Here is a 19,030-nt window from a genome sequence, read left to right on the forward strand (position 1 = left end):
CAGATGCGTATTGTCATGACAAAGGATTTGTGCAAGGTGTACGGCAAGGGGGAGACCGCCGTACAGGCACTGAAAAGCGTGAATATCGAGGTGGAACAGGGTGAATTTGTCGCCATCGCGGGCGCTTCCGGCAGCGGCAAGTCTACTTTGCTGCACATGTTGGGCGCAGTGGATCTGCCCACCTCCGGCAAAGTGTTGATTGAAAACCGAGACATCTACAAAGAAAGCGAAAAAGGGCTTTCCGTCTTCCGAAGGCGAAAGATCGGCTTTGTTTTTCAGTTTTACAACCTCATCCCGGTGTTGACAGCGGAAGAAAACATCAAGGTGCCGCTTTCGCTGGATGGCAAAGAGCCGGACCCGGCATTTTTGAACGAACTGATCGACACGCTGGGGCTGACCGAGCGGCGAAATCATCTGCCCAACCAGCTTTCGGGCGGGCAGCAGCAGCGCGTCGCCATCGGGCGTGCCATCATCCACAAACCCGCCATCGTGCTTGCGGACGAACCGACCGGCAACCTTGACACGCAAAATGGGCGCGAGATCATCACGCTGCTCAAAAACTCCGTGCGCAAATTCGGACAGACGCTCATCCTTATCACGCATGATCCTGCCATCGCCGCGCAGGCCGACCGCGTCATCCGCATGCAGGATGGGCAGGTGGTGGAAGGGAGGGCGCGGGCGTGAACATGTTTGGCCTCAGCCTGCGCTACATGCGCATGCAGAAAAAGCGTTCCATCCTCACCGCAATCGGCATCACGCTGGCGGTCGCGCTGGTGGCGGGCACCGGCATGCTCATCTCCAGCTTTCAGAACATGCAGATTCAGAGCGCGACGGCAAGCACCGGAAGCTGGCATTATCAGATCACAGGCATCCAGACAGAGGCGCAGGCGCAGACGTTGGCACACAACGTCTTGTTTCAAAGGGCAGGTATTACGGCGGAGGATACCGCCCTATTTTTAGAAGACAAACTGCGCAACACAGCGGTGCAGGCAAAGCCGTATTTAACCCTTCGGGAAACGGATGCGGCGGCGCGTTCTATGCTGCCCTTTACGCTCACCAAGGGCCGCATGCCCAAAAGCAGCGGCGAAATTGCGCTCAGTACCGGAGCACTTTCTCTATTTGCATCCGCACCCGCAATGGGAGACAGCGTTACCCTTCCGGTGGGAACATACGCCTACGCGGAGTCTGCCAATGGATCTGGCCAGAAGTTTGATAAGACGTTTACACAAACCGGCACGCGCACCTTTACCGTGGTCGGCTTTTACCGTGTGGGTTCCGCACAATGGCAGTGGAGCGCGGCGCAGGAGGCGGTTACGACACTGCCGTCCGGTGGCGGCCATACTTATTCCGCTTATGTGCAGATCAAGTCGGGGCTGCCCTTTTATGATTCCGTCGTGAAAGCGGTGCTGGCGGCGGGGATTTCCAAAGACAACATCCATGAAAATGGTCTGGTAGACTGGCTGGGGCAATCCAGCAACACCCGTATCCGGACGATTTTCATCTCTGTTTTTCTGATTTTGGCGATTGTCATTCTTTTGGTGGCGTCGTTGGTGATCCGCAATGCATTTGCCATGTCGGTTTCGGAAAAGATCGGGCAGATCGGCACGCTGCGGTGTTTGGGCGCGTCGCCGCGTCAGGTACGCCATTTGGTGCTTTCCGAGGCGCTCATTCTTTGGGGCATTTCGCTGCCAGTTGGGTTTGGCGGCGGCGCGCTGGCCATCGGTATCGTCACCTATGCCATCCGCAGCATAGACCCAAATGAATTCGGCCATTTTGCGTTGGCGGTGTCCGCGTGGCCTTTCGGGGCTGCCGCTGCTTTGAGCCTGCTCACCGTGCTGCTTTCCGCTGCCGGACCCATCCGCACCGGCACACGCGTCTCTTTGGTGGAGGCGGTGCGCGGCGGAGCAACCTATCGGGATGATCGTATTCGGCACAACAGGCGTGGCCGTGTGTTGGGCAAACTGTTCGGTTTTCCCGCCCTGCTGGCGGCCAAAAACATCCGGCGTAACCCCAAGCGGTTTCGCACGACGCTATTGTCCGTCATCGTCAGCGTGGTGCTGTTCTTTGCGGTGGGCGGATTCACCATCGGCATCGGCGCGTCCATTCAGAATGTTGTCAACGGGATGAGCTGCGATTACCAGTTTTTTTTGGACGACATCAGACAGCCACAGTCCACCACGGCGCTGAACACCTTGGAAAGCGAGGCGGCAAAGAGCCCATATGTGGCCGCCGTCCAGCGAACATTCGAATCGACCTTTTCCATGCAAATACCGATCAAGAGGGTTCCGTCCGGATACTTGGAGGCTTATAAAGCGTTTACAGGAACGAGCCGCGTGGACAAATCGCAAAGTGACACCCTGCTGGCCGGGGTCAATATTTTGAGCATCAACCGGCAAAATTACAAAACTTTAAAGTTTACGGGAAAAGCGCCCACTTATGACGAATTGCTTGCCATGCCAAACGGCGTGCTCTTTTGCCAGACAGAAACGCTGACTTCGGGCCGAGGCCGCATTACGACGCTGCGCTTTGCCGATTATCAGGTGGGTGACACGCTTCAGTTTAATCTTTCACAGCACCGGATGAGCACACCGCTCCTCTCACGAGATTTTATTGTAAAAATCGCGGGCGTTCTGGCGGAAAAGCCGTGGTATGCATATAACGCCGAAGGCTACATTCTTGTGCCGCAGGAGCGGGCGGCACAGTATGACCCATATGAGTGGACTTCTTCTTCCGAAACGGCCGATTTGTCGCTGCGTATTCGATATGTCAAAGGAGCCGAAGACAAAGCCGATGCCCAAATGCAGAATCTGGCACAGACGGTTGCCAGACCGGCTGGGCTTGGCTATTCCTCAGACTACCAAAGCTCCAAAACCAGCCGAAATATGTTTCTCATCATGCAGATTTTCGTCTATGGGTTTGCGGGGGTCATTATCCTGATCTGCTGCATCAATATTTTCAACACGGTGCACGCCAACCTGCAAGGGCGTAAGCGGGAGATCGCCATGTCCCGCGCGGTGGGTATGGACAAAGGGCAGCTTCTGCGCATGCTGCTGCTGGAATGCGGCCTGTATGGACTGATTGGTTCCATATGGGGCGGCATTATCGGTTATCCCATCCAGCTTTTGCTGTTAAAACAATTTGGGTACATTATCTCCGCAGATGCACAATCGCCGGCGATTTTTCTGCTTCTGTCATTCCTCTTCTCCATTGGACTGGGCCTGCTCGCCGGGTATTCCTCTATCCGCGAGATGTTGCGCGCGCCAATCGTCGATGAGATTCGGGCGCAGGAGTAACCGTGATGGAAGATATCTGTGAGGCGTTCCATATTGACAAAAAACTTTCCGTTCCGCTTTTCAAACAGATCATTGTGCAGATTGAGCATTTCATCTTATTGGATATTTGGAAGACCGATACGGTATTACCGTCTTTGCGCACATTGGCGTCTCACTTGAATATAAACGTGAACACCGTGCAAAAATCGTATACTATTCTGAAAGATCAGAATATAATCTATGTATACCACAGTGAGAAGTGGTTGATCTCTGAAAATGCAAAGCACATTTTGCAGTTGGAGTACGAAAAAAGACTTGATGAGTTGTATGAAATTGCTTTTGAGCTATACTTAATGCATGTGGATCAGGCGGAAGTGATTTTTCGCATCCGGCAGGCTTATTTTGATGTTGAAACTTATAAAAAGCATTTAATGGAGAAATGCGGTTCGACATATCTCTCGTCAACCACATAACACAATCAGGTAATAACAACGTGAAAACCAACTTAGCCTATAATACACCATTTTACAAAAACAATGTAAGTTTGAAGGGCTTGGGAAATCAGGCCATTGTGCAAAGAAACTAAGCGACGCTCCGTATGGAACTAAATGCAAAATGACAATCTGAAACTTGATGTGGTTTACCTGCTTTTTTAAATGAAACTCCTGTATAGAGCGAGGCTAAGGTGCTATGCGCTTTAGCCTCGCTTTAATATTGGGCAAACAGTTGGTTCAATTATGACATGCATGTCGGTTCCCGGCGTGTCGCTATAAGTGGCATTTGGGGGGCGGTTTTGTGAGCAAGTTGTTTCAGTGGTTAATTAAAATGACTGCTTTGGTAGAAAATTGTCTTTATTCCAAAGAATCTGAAGCATCATCAAATAAAATTATAATTAATTTTTCAATCAGCATTCAGCTCCTGATAGTGTCGAAAAATGTCGAGCAGCAAGTCGTAAACTTGCTGTCCGGCATTTTTTATTGTCCATTTTGATCAACGCGAAATAACAGGACATCCGGGTTGCCGATCACCGCCTTCTCTGTTTTGGTTTGTTCCCACCCAGAACATCAAAACGGAGAAATCAAAATGACAACCATTAATCTTCGGGATTATTACCCTTCTCTTTATGCAACCGACAGTTTCATCGAAGTCTCGGACGAGGTGGCAGATGCTTTTATCGCGTCGGAGCAGAATGAGAGAGCTTACCAGCGTCGCAGATTCTACAATAAGGCGCAATATTCCCTTGACCAAGACGACGGCATTGAGGAGGCCATATTACACAAGGAGCCGTCTGTCGAATATGTTTTTGATCGTGAATCAACGGTCACACATATCCTTGCGATCCTGGAAACCTTGCCGAAGAAGCAGGCTCGGCGTATTTACACCCTCTACTTTTTGGGTGTCGGCAAATCGACGATTGCGAAGGAGGCGGGCATCACGAAGCGTGCTCTCAATATCAGTATCCAGTGCGGTCTGCGGTACATCAGAAAGGAATTGCTGAAATTTCTATAAAAAGTTTTTCCCGATTTGCCGATTTTTCTCATGGTATATAGAGGGACGTTTTTTCAGCCCCTCGCCCAGCACCTTGAAAATAGAATATCCAGTATTCAGGCTTTCCTTCCGCTGTGTGCCGCTGTTGCGGCGAAGCGACGCGGGATAAACGCCATGACTGCTTGCGGGCTTGCCAGAGAGGCCCGTCAACACAGATCGCATCTAAGGCACGAGCGACACATTTGTTCCCGCATGCCGGTGCGGTTCGCCGGTTGCCATGACCCGCAGCGAAAAGGATACCGTCCATTCGCCCCTTGGCGGGGGGATACCGCGAACAAGGCGTGGGCAGCTCGCAACTGCCAAACCACCTGTCGGCAGTATCACGGATACCGGGGCGCTTCAAGCGCCACAAGCCACCGATAAGCCTGAATGCTCCCCCATACCGGGGGAGAGCTGAGGGGAGGCCCAGCGCCGCCCTGAGAATACGGTATGATGTTCGTAAATACGATTTGCGCTTTCATCTCGAAGATGGAAGACTTGTCGCCACAAGCCGGTTGCCGCGCTTGTGGCGCATGGTGTTCCATCTTCCAAGTCCCGAAAGGAGTGTATTTTCATGCGCTTTTCCAAAGAACTGCATCTGGTAAATCTGCCTGCTGGCTCCAATCTTTCTGCGCCGGAAATTTTACAAACTGAAATTGACGGCTGTTCCGTCACGATGCACTTTGCCGCCGCCTCGAACGATACCGCGATGAAGCAGGTGCGGGAAACGCTCAAAGGTGCCTATCTGCGCTCCATTTCTGAATAAAGGCCTCCCCCGACACATTTGCATTTCGTTGTCCGCTATGGGATAATTTCCATAGAGCCTGTACCTTGAAAAAAGAACATTGAACATGCGTTATTCGGGAAGGTGAAAATGAAGAAGCAAAAGCTCAGTATTCATGCGGGTTTGCGGCGAAGTGGCTCTCGGCCAAACCCTCTCTCAAACCTGAAAAACCCGGCTGAATGACGAATTGCATATCATTTTAGGACGTTCCTGCTTATGGAACGTCCTTTTTTATTTCAGCGGGAGGTGAAAAGTCGAATGACAAACGTAATTGCCGTTGCCAACCAAAAGGGCGGCGTCGGCAAGACCACGACCTGCGCCAACCTCGGCATCGGGCTGGCGCAGGAAGGGAAAAAGGTGCTGTTGGTGGACAGCGATCCGCAAGGTTCCCTGACCATCAGTTTGGGCAATTCCCAGCCCGACCAACTGTCTGTGACGCTGGCGACGGTGATGGGTAAGGTGCTGACGGATGAAGCCATAGACCCAAGGGAGGGACTTCTGCATCATGACGAGGGCGTCGATCTCATGCCCGCCAACATCGAACTTTCCGGAATGGAGGTTTCGCTCGTCAACGCCATGAGCCGCGAGAAGGTCCTGAAGCAATATTTGGACGGCGTGAAGCGCCAATACGACTACGTGCTTCTGGATTGTCCCCCAACGCTGGGGATGCTGACCGTCAACGCGCTGGCCGCAGCCGACAGCGTTCTTATTCCCGTTCAGGCGCAGTATCTACCGGCCAAGGGCCTCGAACAGCTTTTGCAGACAATCAACAAGGTGCGGCGGCAGATCAATCCGAAGCTCAAAATTGACGGCATTCTGCTGACAATGGTGGACAGCCGTACCAACTACGCCAAAGAAATCAGCGCCCTGCTGCGTGATACCTACGGCTCAAAGCTGAAAGTATTTGATGTGGAAATTCCCCATTCCGTCCGCGCCGCCGAAATCAGCGCGGAGGGCAGGAGTATTTTCGCTCACGACCCGAAGGGCAAGGTCGCCGAAGCGTACCGGGAGTTGACGAAGGAGGTGTTGAAGATTGAAAAGCAGCGCCAAAAACATAAGTCTGAACAGCTACGATGATATTTTCTCCACGGAGGAAACCCGCGAGGACGCCAAGCGGGAAAAGGTCACGGATATGCCGCTTTCGGAGCTGCACCCGTTCCCCGACCATCCGTTTCAGGTACGGGACGATGATTCCATGAAAGAAACCGTGGAAAGTATCAAGGAATACGGCGTATTGGTTCCCGCCATCGTCCGTTCCCGCGCGGACGGCGGCTATGAGCTGATTTCCGGCCACCGGCGCAAACACGCCTGCGAACTAGCGGGGCTTCCCACCATGCCGGTGATCGTCCGCGATCTGGACGATGACGCCGCGACCATTATCATGGTTGACAGCAACATCCAGCGTGAAAATATCCTGCCGAGCGAACGGGCCAAGGCGTACAAAATGAAGCTGGAGGCCATACGGCGGCAGGCTGGACGACCATCCAAAGAAAATGTGCCGCAAGTTGCGGCTAATTTCCGTAGTGATGATGAAATAGCGAAAGGAGCCAATATCAGTGGCGATACTGTGCGCCGATATATCCGGCTGAACGAGCTGTCGCCGGAACTTCAACAGATGGTGGACGATAAAAAAATCGCCATGACCCCCGCCGTGGAGCTGTCGTACCTCAAGCCGGAGGAACAGACGCTTTTACTGGACACCATCGAAAGCGAACAGGCCACCCCCTCGCTCTCGCAGGCCCAGCGGCTGAAAAAATTCAGTCAGGAGGGGCATCTCAACGAGGACAGTATGCTTGCCATCATGTCGGAGGAGAAGAAGCCGGAGAAAAACGACCTGACCATTAAGGCGGATAAGCTCCAAAAATATTTCCCAAAATCGTATACCCCGCAGCAGATGGAGCAGGTCATTATCCGGCTGCTGGACGGATGGCAGAAAAGACGGCAGCGGGATCAGGAGAGATAATACACGACGTTTCAGGCGTTCCGAAAGGAGCGCCTTTTTTTATGTCTGAATGAATGGAGGAAACCGCATGACAACTGAACAAGTCAACGAAAGTAAAGGTAAAAAGGAGGATAAAAAGCGAAAGCGCAAATGGCCGTACATTCTTGCGATTCTTCTGCTGTTGCTGCTTCTCCTGCTGCTCTTGCTGCGAAGCTGCGGAAATCAGCATCCCTATCCCTGCCCGTGCCCGTCGCCATCCAGTTCCGCTTCTTCATCGTCCGTTCGGTCTCTGGACGATACCGGGAGCGCGGAGCCGGGAAGCGGCAGCACCCCGTCACGGCAGGAAATCCTGTCCCGGCTTCAAAAGCAGGAAGTCACCGTCACCGACAAGGTAAGCGCGCAGGCTTCCTTTTCCAGCGGTGCGAAAGGCAGCACCGGTACATGGGAAGTGGAGAATCCCTCCTCCAACACCGTCATTATGCAGTGTGAAATCGTGTTGAACGGCGAAACCGTGGCGAAATCCGCGCCGATCTATCCGGGGCAGCACATCGACGGGCTTACCCTGTCCCGTCAGGTTTCATCCGGGAATTACAGCGTGATGGCGACGATTCGGTATTACAACAAGGATACCAAGGCTTACCTCGGAATGGCCGACTACAAAATCCGTCTTTCCGTTTCGTAATCAACCGCTTTTGCGGTTGAAATAAAAGTATGGAGGTTTTCAAATGAAAAACAGATTCAAAAGAGTTCTCGCGGGCATCGTCACCTTTGCCGTGCTCGGCATGACGGCGGCAGTCCCGGCGTTCGCCGCCGACAAGACCGACACCGGTACGGGCAGCGTCACGGGCAACGTGACGATCAACGGCTCCATCTCGCCGCTGACCATTTCCGTCACCCACCCGATCAACGTGGCCTACGCCATCAGCCCGGACGCCGAAACTTTTACCGCGCCGGACATTACCGTGACCAACAACACCAAAGTTGCGGTGATCGCCACGGTGGAATCCCTGAAAGCCGCGTCGGGCGGCTCTCTTACCTTTACCGACGTTGATCCGTCCGCAAAAGCGTGGCGTTCGCTCAACCTCGGGGATTCCAAAAAGTACATCGCGCTCGGCGTTGCGGCCAAAGGCAACTCCGGCTGGAACAGCGGCTACAGCACTTCCACCCATTGGGCGGTGAACGATTCGCCGTTACAGGTTGGGACGCTGAATCCGAGCACTTCCGGCGCGTTGTTCCTGACAGCAGATTACGGCCTCGCCTTCGACGGGGCGTACACGGCCAACCATCAGCTTGTTTTTCAGTTCCAGCTCGCATAAAGGCACAAGTGGGAATCGGCCGGGATTTTCCCGGCCGACCTTTCACGCCGAAAGGGGGATTTTTATTTGAAACAATCATTCAGGCGGCTTTTTCTCGCGCCTCTGCTTGCCGCCGGGATTCTGCTGTCCGGTGCTTCACCCGCATTTGCGGCCTCCGCCGCATCGGTTCTGACACTGACCGCGACGCCGAACCCGTCCGGGAACTTTGTGGCGCTGAACTGGACAAACAGCGACAAAAGCCAGCCGTACAGCTACATGCTCTATTCCAAATCCGCGCATGAATCAACCTTTCAGAGCATTCCCGCCAAAGACAACGCGAAGGTTCTGAACATCTATCCCGTTGTCGCGCCGACTGTTTCCTTTACGACATGGAAGGGTAAAAGTTACACCCTGCCAAAGTCGGCGTCCCTCAAAATGTGGATGGAAACGCCGAACGAATACGATTCCAAGGGATACGGCAAGGGCCTCATTTCCGTGGACGCCGTGTCGATTTCCGATTTCAACGCGAACCCGGACGCTTATCTGAAAAACGCAGACGGCAGTTACAAATACGACGTGCTGTATTTCGGAGCATGGGACGCTTTCGCCAGTCAGGATTTGTCCGCCGTAGCGGAAACCAAGACCGACGCTTTTATCAAAACCGGGCGCGGCGTTCTGTTCGGGCATGACACGATGGTGGACAATGATACAATCTCCATGCCGAATTTCTTCAAACTCGCGCACTACTGCGATATTCAGACCATCCCGCACTATACGGTGCTCGGCAGTTCGCAGATTAAGATTTCCAAGAAGGGCCTGCTTACCAATTACCCTTGGAAAATCGGGGACGTGGGTACAGTTTTGAATGTTCCGATGTCCCATTCCAACCAGCTTGCTTTCGGGGATGTCTGGATGACCTATCAGCAGCCCTACACCTATAGCGGCAGCGCGGAAGCAACCGGACAGAATGGCCAAGGTACGAATACGTTTTATCTGACGAGCTGGTCAAACTGCGCCATGATTCAGACCGGCCATTCCAACGGCGAGGCGACGCCGGACGAGCAGCGTGTTACGGCAAACACCCTGTTTTACCTTGCGCAGATCACGACCGACACAAGCTGGAACGACCACAAGGGGCAGGATTTGGATGCGCCGGACGAACCGGTAATTTCCGGCGTCACGCACAATCCCGGCCGGACGCAGTACACCGTCAACTATTCTTCGCAGGACAACGCGACCGGCTATCAATATTATGTGGAGGCCACCGGCCAGAACGACGGCGCGAAATACGATTCCCCGGTTATATCGACATCCCTAAAAACAGGGATGAAAGGTTATTCCATCGTAGTGGACGACAAGCCGGATACCGTCCCGGACGGGAGCATTACGACCACATCGGACAGCTTCACTTTTTCCCGCCCGTCCGGCAGCAGCTTTTACATCCATATCGCCGCTGTGGACAATGCCGGAAACATTTCAACCGTCGCGCACTACCATACGGACGAACTCGTCTCCGTAACCCATCCGGTCAGTATCGGCTATTCCATTGACCCGAACAGCGATACACCGTTCACCGCACCGGACATTCCGATCACCAACCATTCCACATTTCCAGTCCGGGTTTCCGTCGCGGAGTTGAAAGCGACCTCCGGAATCGGTGACGCCGCCCCCACGGCTTATTCAGACTGGAACAGCCTGACGGCGGCGCAGACCGGAAGTGAGATGGCACTAGGTGTGGGAATCAGCAAAATATCCGGTTCGGGCTGGACGGCGGTTGACCGGGCAACGCCCGTTTACACAGATGATCTTGCGTCGGAAGTACCTTTAGGTACGCTCGGAGCAAACGGAGCGTCGGGGAATCTGGCGCTTACCGCCAAATTCGGTCTGGCATGGGCGAAGGCAACGAATGTGTCACATGAGCTGACCCTAAATTTCACGATTTCAGACTGAACCAGCCATATGGAAGGGAGTGATACAAATGGCGGTTTTTCGTGTGGAACGGACGCGGGACTACACGGTCATGAGCAACCATCACCTGAAAAACAGGGCCTTGTCCCTGAAAGCGAAAGGGCTGCTGTCCATGATGCTCTCCCTTCCGGACGATTGGGATTACACCACGCGGGGCCTTGCCTCCATCTGTCGCGAGGGTGTGGACGCCATCGGAAAGACGCTCAAGGAGCTGGAAAACGCGGGCTATATGGAGCGCCGCCAACTTCGCGGCAAAGACGGACGCATCACGGACACCGAATACACCATTTATGAACAACCGCGCAAGCCGCCGGGTACACCTTTGCCGGATACGGATTCACCAGATACGGAAAAGCCGTATCTGGATAACCCGGATATGGAGAAACCGGATACGGAAAACCCCGCGCAATTAAATACTAAGGGAACTAATATCCCTAAAAAATTAAATACGTATGGAGCAAATACGCATCTATCCAATCCGGCAGACAGGAAACCGGAGGCCGTTGCACCGGCTGATGCGATGGATGCGACGGATTCCTACCGCGAAATCATCAAGGAGAATATTTCCTACGACGTCCTGCGTCAGAGATGCGACCCGGAGCGTCTGGACGAAATTGTGAACATCCTGCTCGACACCGTATGCAGCCGGAAAAAGGAAATCCGAATCGCCGGTGAGGACATGCCCGCCGAAACGGTGAAAAGCAGGTTTTTGAAGCTCGACGACAGCCACATCGAGTATGTACTGGAATGTCTGGACAAAAACACCACCGACATCCGCAATATCCGAAGCTACATCCTGACCGCGCTGTATCAGGCTCCGACCACCATCAGCAGCTACTACTCGGCGCTGGTCAATCACGACATGTACGGAAACGGTCCACCCGGACGGTAGTTATTTCTGGAAGAGGCAATTTCACAGAGATTCGCAGCGTAAAATCAAAGGCCGACAGTTCTTCATTAAACTGCCGGCCAATATGTTTTGTCTCTATTTTAATGATTTTGCTAAGTCTGTAATCTTATCCTCAATTGTATGCATTACGGAAATGAACTCTGCATCGCTTTTCCCCGTTGGGTCAGGTAGTCCCCAATCCTCACGGCGCTTGCATGGCAGATACGGACATTCCACATTGCAGCCCATTGTAACAACCACATCCACGGGAGGGAGTGCCTCAAGTAGCTTCGGACGCTGACTTTGTTCCATATTGATTCCATAGAGTTGCTTCATAAGGCGAACCGCATCGGGGTTTATACGGTCTTTCAATTCCGTGCCAGCGGAATAGCTTTCAAAGATATCGGCGGCAAGGTGCTTTCCCAGTGCCTCGGCGATCTGACTCCGACAGGAGTTATGGACGCAGATAAAGGCTACCTTTGGTTTACTCATGCTAAAACCGTCCTTATAAAATTTATCTGACTTTTTGCAGAATCTTCACAACTTCCTCGGTCTTTAAAACCTTGCCGAAAGAGACCACCTTTCCGTCTATCACAAGGGCAGGCGTTGACATGACACCATAGGCCGCGATCTGTGAGAAATCGGTCACATGGTCAATCGTCGTATCCATGCCGAGTTGCTCCAGCGCTGCTTTGGCAGCTGCTTCAAGCTGGTTGCATTTTGCGCATCCGCTTCCAAGCACCTTTACACTCGCGCCCTCGGTTTTAGCGCTCTCAGCCTTTGCCATGCTTTCCGCATCGCAGTTTCCTCCGCAGCAGCAGGAGGTTGTTTCTTCCTTTTTCTTTTCGAACAGTGACATATTCATTACGCTCCTTTATAAGTTGTTGTTATTGGTTAGCAGCAATTACTCCCGCAGGAGCATGCTGATTTACTGGCTTTACCCTCGTAAAAAGTTTTCAGATTATCCGGCAGTTTATAATCGACGCAGGAACAATTGCCTGTCGTTCCGAATATGGTTTTCAGAATTGCCTCGGCAAGCATTTCTTTGGGAGGCACTTCATAACTTTCCCCATTGTATTCGAATACCCGGCAGTCAACATCAGTTCCGCTGATTTCGCTACAGCATCCGCAACTGTTCTCTTTCACGAACCCGCAAATATCCTGACCGTTTACACGGATCGTCGGAGAGGAAAGAAACCTAAACCGCTCGGCAAGCTCCGCCGTCTTCATCTCGATTTTGTTATACTCGATATCAAAACCGGCAAGCTGCAGCGCGGGGGTAAGCGTCTCCATTACTTCATCAAGCACAGTGTCCGTTCCGATGCAGCGGTTACAGGTCTGCAAATCAAGATAGAGATACTCAACGACAATTTTCTTTTCAGAAGATGTTTCGCATCCGCAGGAACAGAAGGCTTCTTTGGACTCCTGTGCGCCGTTCGGCGGTGTCCAACCGGTATCGTCGCCGACATAGGTAATCGCGCCGACCGGGCACCGATTTCCGCAGCCATGGCAATGGTCAATGCAGGCCTCCGGATTTTTTACGACGGGTGACGGAGCCTTTGCGGAATCATAGACACCGTGGGAACACTTTGCAGCACAGGTGCCGCACTCTGCGCAGGTTAAATAATCAATAACAGGATACCATGTCTTTGCCATAATACTTTCCTCCCTATATAATAAACCCCTGAATCGCGTTAAAGAAGTAACCTACAAGGATAATGCCTATGGTACAGATACCGATGAATAGCGCCAGCAGCTTTGGCTTCACCGCTTTGCGGAGCATGATCATGGACGGCAGGGACAACGTGGTTACGGCCATCATGAATGAGAGGATTGTGCCAAGCTGCGCCCCTTTGTATAACAGTGCCTCCGCAATTGGAATTGTGCCAAAAATATCGGCGTACATCGGAACACCGATAAGAGTTGCCAAAACGACGCCAAAGGGATTTTTGCTGCCGAGCACAAGCGACACCCATTCCGCCGGAATCCAGTTGTGAATAACCGCGCCGATGCCGACGCCGACTAAAATATAGGGAAACACTTTTTTGAAAGTGGACAGCATCTGCTCCTTGGCATAAATCAGTCGGTCTTTTTTTGTCAGGTCCGGCGATTCAATGTCCACGCTGCCCGCTGACAGGATAAAGCTCTCAACATACCGTTCCATATGCAGCTTCTCAATAATCGTGCCTCCGACGACTGCAACGATTAGACCAACGATCACATAAATAATTGCTACTTTTGCACCGAAAATGCTCATCAGCAGAAGTAGCGATCCGAGATCCACCATCGGGGAAGAAATCAGGAACGAAAATGTAACACCAACCGGAAGCCCTGCAGATGTAAACCCAATGAACAGTGGTATAGAGGAACAGGAACAAAACGGCGTCACCGTCCCAAGGAGCGCCGAAATGCAGTTCGCCCAGACACCGTGGAAACGACCGAGAATTCGTTTACTGCGCTCCGGTGGGAAGTAACTTTGGATATAACTGATGAGAAAAATCAGCGAGCACAGAAGTATCGTAATCTTGATTACGTCGTACAGGAAGAATTCAATGCTTCCGCCCAGCCGTGCCGACGTATCAAGTCCAATAGCGGATAGGCCTCTTCCAATCAGCCCATCCAGCCATTTCATGGCAAGGATCTGATACTGGAAGAAATCCCAAATTGCTTTTAGTATTTGCACTGGATAAAAACCTCACTTTCGATAAAAGGACAATCACATCAAAATATTTTGATGTATTCTGCTCTAAAAAAGCCATCATCAGGATGGCTTTTCTATTTGCAGCAGGTATTTTCTTCTGCACCTGCATTCGGTGTAGTCAAATTCTTGAGCAAAGTACTGGCATAGGCGCTGCCCTTTTCACTGATTTTGTAATGCGTCCATTTGCCTTCCTGCCGACTCTCCACAATACCCGATTCAACCAAAATCTTCATGTGGTAAGAAAGTCCTGACTGCCCCAAGTCCAGCTGTTCCAGCAAAACGCAGGCACATTTCTCCCCGCCGCGCAGAAGTTCAAGTATCCTTAACCGTTTTTCATCGCATAATGCTTTGAACACTTTTGCGTCTTCCTCATAAACGGTCGCCAAGTTATCACCTCATATCAAGATTATTTGATATGTATTAGTATATGCGTCAAATCAAGTTTTGTCAATATGAAATACGCAATATCATTATTCAGTTTACGGCCCGCCCGGATGGTAAACGCCCGCGCGGGCTGTTTTTGAACCCAACAAAAACCGGAAAGGAGTAATTTCACCATGAAACGACCCCTCGCATACATCACCGCCCCGTGGGGCGGAAACGAAATTGAAAACACCGAGGACGCGGCAGGGTATTGCCGCAAGGTCTATGACGCAGGCTTTTCGCCTATCTGCCCGGTCCTGTTCCTGCCGCTTTTCCTCAACGACGCCATTCCGCAGGAGCACAAGGACGGCGTGGACATCGCCTGCAACTTTCTGCGCCGCGCCCATGTGCTGGTGGTCTGCGGCAGGAACGTGGACGAAACCGTGAAAAACGACATTGCCACGGCGGAACGGCTGCACATCACCGCCACCACGCTGGACGGCATCCTCACCGTCAAGGGACAGGGCCGGGAAAAATGCCCGGAAAAGGAGCGGAGATAACGTGCCGGATTATCAGAAAATGTACCACTCGCTGTTTAATGACGTGACCGACGCCATCGCAAAGCTCCAGCAGGCGCAGCAGAAAACCGAGGAAATGTATATGGACAGCAAGGAAACCGTCCTCACCCCTTTTGTGAAAAAGAGCGAGGAACAGAAAAATGACCGGAAACCGGCCCCGGCAAAGAAAAAGCCGCCCTCTCACGATGAACGGTGACGGAGGGCGGCTTTCCCATGACAGGAGGTGTTTTGTTTGCAGGAAGAAATTGAAAATCGTTCCGTGACGCTCATCATCAGCGGCACGAAGCTCACGGGCCGGGTGCTCAGAGCGGCAATTGCCAAGTATCTGGCCCACCGGAAAGAGAAGAAAAACGCCAAGGCCCGCGCCGGTCCAGTAATTCCCCATGGTAGGCAGACGGTGAAGCAGCTCGTCGGGCAAAACGCGGGCGTATCCAACATCGAAATCACCGACAGCAACATCCGTTTCTTTGACCGCGTGGCGCGGAAATACGGCGTAGACTACGCCGTAAAAAAGGACCGCAGCGTGTCGCCGCCGAAATATCTCGTCTTTTTCAAGGCGCGGGACGCGGACGCGCTCACCGCCGCTTTCACCGAGTTCACCGCGAAAACTGTGAACCGAGCGAAAAGGCCCTCCGTCCTCTCGCGGCTCCGGCAGTTCAAGGATCTGGTCAAAGCGAATACCGTTGACCGGGTGAGACATAAGGAACAGGAGCGGGCGCGATGAATACAAAAACAAAAAAGCTGCTCCTGATGAATCTGCCGTATCTGTTCGTCGCGCTGTTCGCCACCAAGTTCGGGCAGGCGTGGCGGCTGGCCGCAGGTGCGGACGCTTCCGGGAAACTCCTGCACCTGATGGACGGCCTTACCGCCGCGTTTTCCTCCCCGCTGCCGAGCTTTCATCCGGTTGATGTGGCCGTGGGCGTCCTTCTCGCCGCCGCGCTCCGGCTGGCGGTCTATGTTAAGGGCCGAAACGCCAAGAAATTCCGCAAAAACGTGGAATACGGCTCGGCCCGCTGGGGCAAGGCCGAGGACATCAGGCCGTATATCGACCCGGTTTTTGAAAACAACGTCATTCTCACGCAGACGGAACGGCTTACTATGAACAGCCGACCGAAGGACCCCAAGACGTCCCGGAACAAAAACGTTCTGGTCGTCGGCGGTTCCGGTTCCGGCAAGACGCGGTTTTTCATCAAGCCGAACCTGATGCAGTGCGATTCCAAGGATTATCCGACGAGCTTTGTTGTTACGGACCCGAAGGGCAGCATCGTCGTGGAGTGCGGAATTCTCCTGCGGCGCAGGGGCTACCGCATCAAAATTCTCAACACCATCAACTTCAAAAAATCGATGCACTACAATCCCTTCGCATACATCCATTCGGAGAAAGATATTTTGAAGCTGGTCACAGCGCTGATTACCAACACCAAGGGTGAAGGCAAGGAAGGAGATGATTTTTGGGTGAAAGCCGAGACGCTTTTGTATACGGCGCTCATCGGCTACATCCATTATGAGGCCCCGGTCGAGGAACAGAATTTTGCCACACTGATTGAATTCATCAACGCCTCGGAAGTTCGGGAAGATGATGAGGAATTCAAAAATCCCGTGGATCTCATGTTTGAGGCGCTGGAAAAGGAAAAGCCAAACCACTTCGCCGTCCGGCAGTATAAGAAATATAAGCTGGCGGCGGGCAAGACAGCAAAGTCGATCCTTATTTCCTGCGGCGCGCGAATGGCCCCCTTCGACATTCAGGAGCTTCGTGACCTGACGGCCTACGACGAGCTGGAGCTGGATACGCTGGGCGACCGCAAAACCGCCCTGTTCATCATCATTTCTGATAACGACGACACGTTTAATTTTTTAGTTTCGATGGCCTACACGCAACTTTTCAACCTGCTGTGTGAAAAGGCCGACGATGTGTACGGAGGGCGCTTGCCCGTCCACGTGCGGTGCCTGCTTGACGAATTTGCAAACATCGGGCAGATCCCCAAGTTCGAGAAGCTGATCGCCACTATCCGCAGCCGCGAAATCTCGGCCTGCCTTGTTTTACAGGCGCAGAGCCAGCTCAAGGCCCTGTACAAAGACAACTCCGACACGATCATCGGCAACTGCGACAGCGCCATCTTCCTCGGCGGCAAGGAACGCACGACCCTGAAAGAACTGACCGAATCACTTGGGAAGGAGACAATCGACACCTACAACACCGGCGAAAGCCGGGGCCGCGAAGTATCCCACAGTCTCAATTATCAAAAATTGGGGAAGGATTTAGCTTCGGTCGATGAGCTGTCTGTCCTTGACGGCGGCAAATGTATCCTCCAGCTTCGCGGCGTTCGCCCTTTCCTTTCGGACAAGTACGATATCACAAAGCACCCGAACTACAAGTACCTGTCCGACTACGATTCCCGCAACGCTTTCCATATTGAGAAATTTCTGTCCACCAAATTAAAGTCAAAACCGGACGAGGTGTTCAACACGTATTCCGTTGACCTCTCCGGGGAACCGAAAGCCGCAGAATAGCGGCTTTTTTATATTCATAACCAGAATTAGGAGGTACATTATGAGTTTCTTTCATTCCGCAATCGGCGTTCTCCAGACCCTCGTAATCGCCCTCGGCGCGGGCCTTGCCATTTGGGGCGCGATCAACCTTCTGGAAGGTTACGGCAACGACAATCCGGGAGCGAAAAGTCAAGGCATTAAACAGCTCATGGCGGGCGGCGGCGTAGCCCTGATCGGCATTACGCTGGTTCCGCTGCTCTCCAACCTGTTCGGCTGATGCCAACGCCAAAATACTCCGCGCCCCCATTCACGGGGGTGCGGGAAAGGAGGTGATGCCGCTTGGATTTCATCAAGCAACAGATTACCGAATGGCTGAAAGAAATACTCGTCGGCGGCATCATGAACAACCTATCGGGCATGTTCGACAACGTGAACAGCCAAGTCGGGCAGATCGCCTCTCAGGTGGGAACGACGCCGCAGGCGTGGAACACCGGCATTTACAACATGATCCGGAGCCTGTCCGAAAACGTCATGATGCCCATCGCGGGCCTGATCCTCGCGTTCGTCATGACGTTGGAACTGATCCAGATCATTACCGATAAAAACAATTTTCACGACATCGAAAGCGCCGTTTTCTTTAAGTGGATTTTCAAAACGGCCTGCGCCATCCTCATTGTGACCAACACATGGAATATCGTTATGGGCGTGTTCGACGTGGCGCAGAGCGTGGTCAACAGCGCGGCGGGAATCATCGTTTCCGACACATCCATCGACATCAGTTCCGTCACGGCAAACCTTCAGACGCGGCTCATGGCAATGGACCTCGGCCCCCTGTTCGGGCTGTGGTTCCAGAGTATTTTCGTGGGCTTTACCATGTGGGCGCTCACGATCTGCATTTTCATCATCGTGTACGGGAGGATGATCGAAATCTACTTAGCCACATCCATCGCGCCGATCCCGATGGCGACGATGCTGAACCGGGAATCGGGCGGCATGGGGCAGAACTATCTTCGCTCCCTGTTCGCGCTCGGCTTTCAGGGCTTTCTCATCATCGTCTGCGTGGCGATTTATGCCGTTCTGGTAAAAAGCATCAGCGTGAGCACGGACATCAGCAAGGCAATCTGGACGTGCATGGGCTATACGGTGCTGCTGTGCTTTACACTTTTTAAGACCGGAAGCCTCGCAAAATCCATCTTCAACGCGCATTGACGGAGGTGATAT

General features: G+C 52.7%; 22 protein-coding genes. 17 read left to right on the top strand and 5 right to left on the bottom strand.

Annotation, left to right across the window (positions count from 1 at the left end):
- Window positions 1–3 precede the first annotated feature (3 nt).
- The 11 genes from ETHHA_RS09400 (at window position 4) to ETHHA_RS09450 (ending at window position 11,680) form a co-directional block, all read left to right on the top strand.
- Window positions 4–684 carry an ABC transporter ATP-binding protein gene (locus ETHHA_RS09400; protein WP_041686807.1) on the top strand — a complete coding sequence of 227 codons (681 nt, stop codon included), beginning with the start codon at window positions 4–6 and terminating at the stop codon, window positions 682–684.
- Between the two features lie 2 nt (window positions 685–686).
- The gene (locus tag ETHHA_RS09405; RefSeq protein ID WP_041686808.1) at window positions 687–3,293 is read left to right on the top strand and encodes an ABC transporter permease; all 2,607 of its coding nucleotides are present in this window, start codon (window positions 687–689) and stop codon (window positions 3,291–3,293) included.
- Between the two features lie 5 nt (window positions 3,294–3,298).
- Entirely contained in the window at window positions 3,299–3,745 is a 447-nt protein-coding gene (locus ETHHA_RS14630) for a GntR family transcriptional regulator (protein WP_013485748.1), read from the top strand.
- 610 nt (window positions 3,746–4,355) lie between these two features.
- Complete coding sequence (locus tag ETHHA_RS09415) at window positions 4,356–4,781, top strand: sigma-70 family RNA polymerase sigma factor (protein ID WP_013485749.1); 426 nt, start codon at window positions 4,356–4,358, stop codon at window positions 4,779–4,781.
- A gap of 592 nt (window positions 4,782–5,373) precedes the next feature.
- Entirely contained in the window at window positions 5,374–5,565 is a 192-nt protein-coding gene (locus tag ETHHA_RS09420) for a hypothetical protein (protein WP_013485750.1), read from the top strand.
- A 276-nt stretch (window positions 5,566–5,841) separates the two neighbouring features.
- Complete coding sequence (locus ETHHA_RS09425) at window positions 5,842–6,660, top strand: ParA family protein (RefSeq protein WP_013485751.1); 819 nt, start codon at window positions 5,842–5,844, stop codon at window positions 6,658–6,660.
- Window positions 6,617–7,546: a ParB/RepB/Spo0J family partition protein gene (locus ETHHA_RS09430; protein ID WP_013485752.1), complete on the top strand. Its 930-nt coding sequence runs from the start codon at window positions 6,617–6,619 to the stop codon at window positions 7,544–7,546. The genes ETHHA_RS09425 and ETHHA_RS09430 overlap by 44 nt, the downstream gene beginning before the upstream one ends.
- Window positions 7,547–7,613: 67 nt before the next feature.
- Entirely contained in the window at window positions 7,614–8,207 is a 594-nt protein-coding gene (locus ETHHA_RS09435) for a hypothetical protein (RefSeq protein WP_013485753.1), read from the top strand.
- Between the two features lie 43 nt (window positions 8,208–8,250).
- Complete coding sequence (locus ETHHA_RS09440; RefSeq protein WP_013485754.1) at window positions 8,251–8,841, top strand: hypothetical protein; 591 nt, start codon at window positions 8,251–8,253, stop codon at window positions 8,839–8,841.
- Between the two features lie 66 nt (window positions 8,842–8,907).
- On the top strand, window positions 8,908–10,770 hold the full coding sequence (locus ETHHA_RS09445; RefSeq protein ID WP_013485755.1) for a DUF5057 domain-containing protein: 1,863 nt from the start codon (window positions 8,908–8,910) through the stop codon (window positions 10,768–10,770).
- A gap of 28 nt (window positions 10,771–10,798) precedes the next feature.
- On the top strand, window positions 10,799–11,680 hold the full coding sequence (locus ETHHA_RS09450; protein WP_013485756.1) for a DUF6017 domain-containing protein: 882 nt from the start codon (window positions 10,799–10,801) through the stop codon (window positions 11,678–11,680).
- A gap of 93 nt (window positions 11,681–11,773) precedes the next feature.
- Here the strand turns inward: ETHHA_RS09450 and ETHHA_RS09455 are convergent, their stop codons facing one another.
- From ETHHA_RS09455 to ETHHA_RS09475, 5 genes are all read right to left on the bottom strand, one after another.
- Window positions 11,774–12,169 carry an arsenate reductase ArsC gene (locus tag ETHHA_RS09455; RefSeq protein ID WP_013485757.1) on the bottom strand — a complete coding sequence of 132 codons (396 nt, stop codon included), beginning with the start codon at window positions 12,167–12,169 and terminating at the stop codon, window positions 11,774–11,776.
- A 22-nt stretch (window positions 12,170–12,191) separates the two neighbouring features.
- Window positions 12,192–12,536 carry a thioredoxin family protein gene (locus ETHHA_RS09460; protein ID WP_013485758.1) on the bottom strand — a complete coding sequence of 115 codons (345 nt, stop codon included), beginning with the start codon at window positions 12,534–12,536 and terminating at the stop codon, window positions 12,192–12,194.
- A 35-nt stretch (window positions 12,537–12,571) separates the two neighbouring features.
- Entirely contained in the window at window positions 12,572–13,333 is a 762-nt protein-coding gene (locus ETHHA_RS09465; RefSeq protein ID WP_013485759.1) for a DUF2703 domain-containing protein, read from the bottom strand.
- Between the two features lie 13 nt (window positions 13,334–13,346).
- Complete coding sequence (locus tag ETHHA_RS09470) at window positions 13,347–14,360, bottom strand: permease (protein ID WP_013485760.1); 1,014 nt, start codon at window positions 14,358–14,360, stop codon at window positions 13,347–13,349.
- A 92-nt stretch (window positions 14,361–14,452) separates the two neighbouring features.
- A complete protein-coding gene (locus ETHHA_RS09475) occupies window positions 14,453–14,764 on the bottom strand; it encodes an ArsR/SmtB family transcription factor (protein ID WP_013485761.1) in 312 nt (103 codons plus the stop codon).
- A 171-nt stretch (window positions 14,765–14,935) separates the two neighbouring features.
- Here ETHHA_RS09475 and ETHHA_RS09480 point away from each other — a divergent pair, with 171 nt between their 5' ends.
- The 6 genes from ETHHA_RS09480 to ETHHA_RS09505 all read left to right on the top strand — a co-directional run bounded on the left by ETHHA_RS09480 (window position 14,936) and on the right by ETHHA_RS09505 (window position 19,018).
- Complete coding sequence (locus ETHHA_RS09480) at window positions 14,936–15,301, top strand: DUF7768 domain-containing protein (protein ID WP_013485762.1); 366 nt, start codon at window positions 14,936–14,938, stop codon at window positions 15,299–15,301.
- Between the two features lies 1 nt (window position 15,302).
- Window positions 15,303–15,515, top strand: a complete 213-nt coding sequence (locus ETHHA_RS09485; protein ID WP_013485763.1) for a hypothetical protein — start codon at window positions 15,303–15,305, stop codon at window positions 15,513–15,515.
- Window positions 15,516–15,551: 36 nt separating this feature from the next.
- On the top strand, window positions 15,552–16,043 hold the full coding sequence (locus tag ETHHA_RS09490) for a PcfB family protein (protein WP_013485764.1): 492 nt from the start codon (window positions 15,552–15,554) through the stop codon (window positions 16,041–16,043).
- Complete coding sequence (locus ETHHA_RS09495; RefSeq protein WP_013485765.1) at window positions 16,040–17,830, top strand: VirD4-like conjugal transfer protein, CD1115 family; 1,791 nt, start codon at window positions 16,040–16,042, stop codon at window positions 17,828–17,830. The genes ETHHA_RS09490 and ETHHA_RS09495 overlap by 4 nt, the downstream gene beginning before the upstream one ends.
- Before the next feature lie 40 nt (window positions 17,831–17,870).
- On the top strand, window positions 17,871–18,086 hold the full coding sequence (locus tag ETHHA_RS09500) for a Maff2 family mobile element protein (RefSeq protein WP_013485766.1): 216 nt from the start codon (window positions 17,871–17,873) through the stop codon (window positions 18,084–18,086).
- Window positions 18,087–18,208: 122 nt separating this feature from the next.
- Window positions 18,209–19,018, top strand: coding sequence for a VirB6/TrbL-like conjugal transfer protein, CD1112 family (locus ETHHA_RS09505; protein ID WP_423219406.1), 810 nt, complete (start codon window positions 18,209–18,211; stop codon window positions 19,016–19,018).
- Window positions 19,019–19,030: the final 12 nt, after the last annotated feature.

Source organism: Ethanoligenens harbinense YUAN-3, assembly GCF_000178115.2.
GTDB classification, from domain to species: Bacteria; Bacillota; Clostridia; order Oscillospirales; family Ethanoligenentaceae; genus Ethanoligenens; species Ethanoligenens harbinense.

Excerpts from the sequence above, each read along its gene's own strand:
- ETHHA_RS09420 (WP_013485750.1), top strand. The coding sequence starts at position 5,374 with ATGCGCTTTTCCAAAGAACTGCATCTGGTAAATCTGCCTGCTGGCTCC.
- ETHHA_RS09405 (WP_041686808.1), top strand. The coding sequence starts at position 687 with ATGTTTGGCCTCAGCCTGCGCTACATGCGCATGCAGAAAAAGCGTTCC.
- ETHHA_RS09500 (WP_013485766.1), top strand. The coding sequence starts at position 17,871 with ATGAGTTTCTTTCATTCCGCAATCGGCGTTCTCCAGACCCTCGTAATC.
- ETHHA_RS09480 (WP_013485762.1), top strand. The coding sequence starts at position 14,936 with ATGAAACGACCCCTCGCATACATCACCGCCCCGTGGGGCGGAAACGAA.
- ETHHA_RS14630 (WP_013485748.1), top strand. The coding sequence starts at position 3,299 with ATGGAAGATATCTGTGAGGCGTTCCATATTGACAAAAAACTTTCCGTT.
- ETHHA_RS09505 (WP_423219406.1), top strand. The coding sequence starts at position 18,209 with ATGAACAACCTATCGGGCATGTTCGACAACGTGAACAGCCAAGTCGGG.
- ETHHA_RS09450 (WP_013485756.1), top strand. The coding sequence starts at position 10,799 with ATGGCGGTTTTTCGTGTGGAACGGACGCGGGACTACACGGTCATGAGC.
- ETHHA_RS09415 (WP_013485749.1), top strand. The coding sequence starts at position 4,356 with ATGACAACCATTAATCTTCGGGATTATTACCCTTCTCTTTATGCAACC.
- ETHHA_RS09455 (WP_013485757.1), bottom strand. The coding sequence starts at position 12,169 with ATGAGTAAACCAAAGGTAGCCTTTATCTGCGTCCATAACTCCTGTCGG.
- ETHHA_RS09460 (WP_013485758.1), bottom strand. The coding sequence starts at position 12,536 with ATGTCACTGTTCGAAAAGAAAAAGGAAGAAACAACCTCCTGCTGCTGC.
- ETHHA_RS09440 (WP_013485754.1), top strand. The coding sequence starts at position 8,251 with ATGAAAAACAGATTCAAAAGAGTTCTCGCGGGCATCGTCACCTTTGCC.
- ETHHA_RS09425 (WP_013485751.1), top strand. The coding sequence starts at position 5,842 with ATGACAAACGTAATTGCCGTTGCCAACCAAAAGGGCGGCGTCGGCAAG.
- ETHHA_RS09495 (WP_013485765.1), top strand. The coding sequence starts at position 16,040 with ATGAATACAAAAACAAAAAAGCTGCTCCTGATGAATCTGCCGTATCTG.
- ETHHA_RS09435 (WP_013485753.1), top strand. The coding sequence starts at position 7,614 with ATGACAACTGAACAAGTCAACGAAAGTAAAGGTAAAAAGGAGGATAAA.
- ETHHA_RS09465 (WP_013485759.1), bottom strand. The coding sequence starts at position 13,333 with ATGGCAAAGACATGGTATCCTGTTATTGATTATTTAACCTGCGCAGAG.
- ETHHA_RS09400 (WP_041686807.1), top strand. The coding sequence starts at position 4 with ATGCGTATTGTCATGACAAAGGATTTGTGCAAGGTGTACGGCAAGGGG.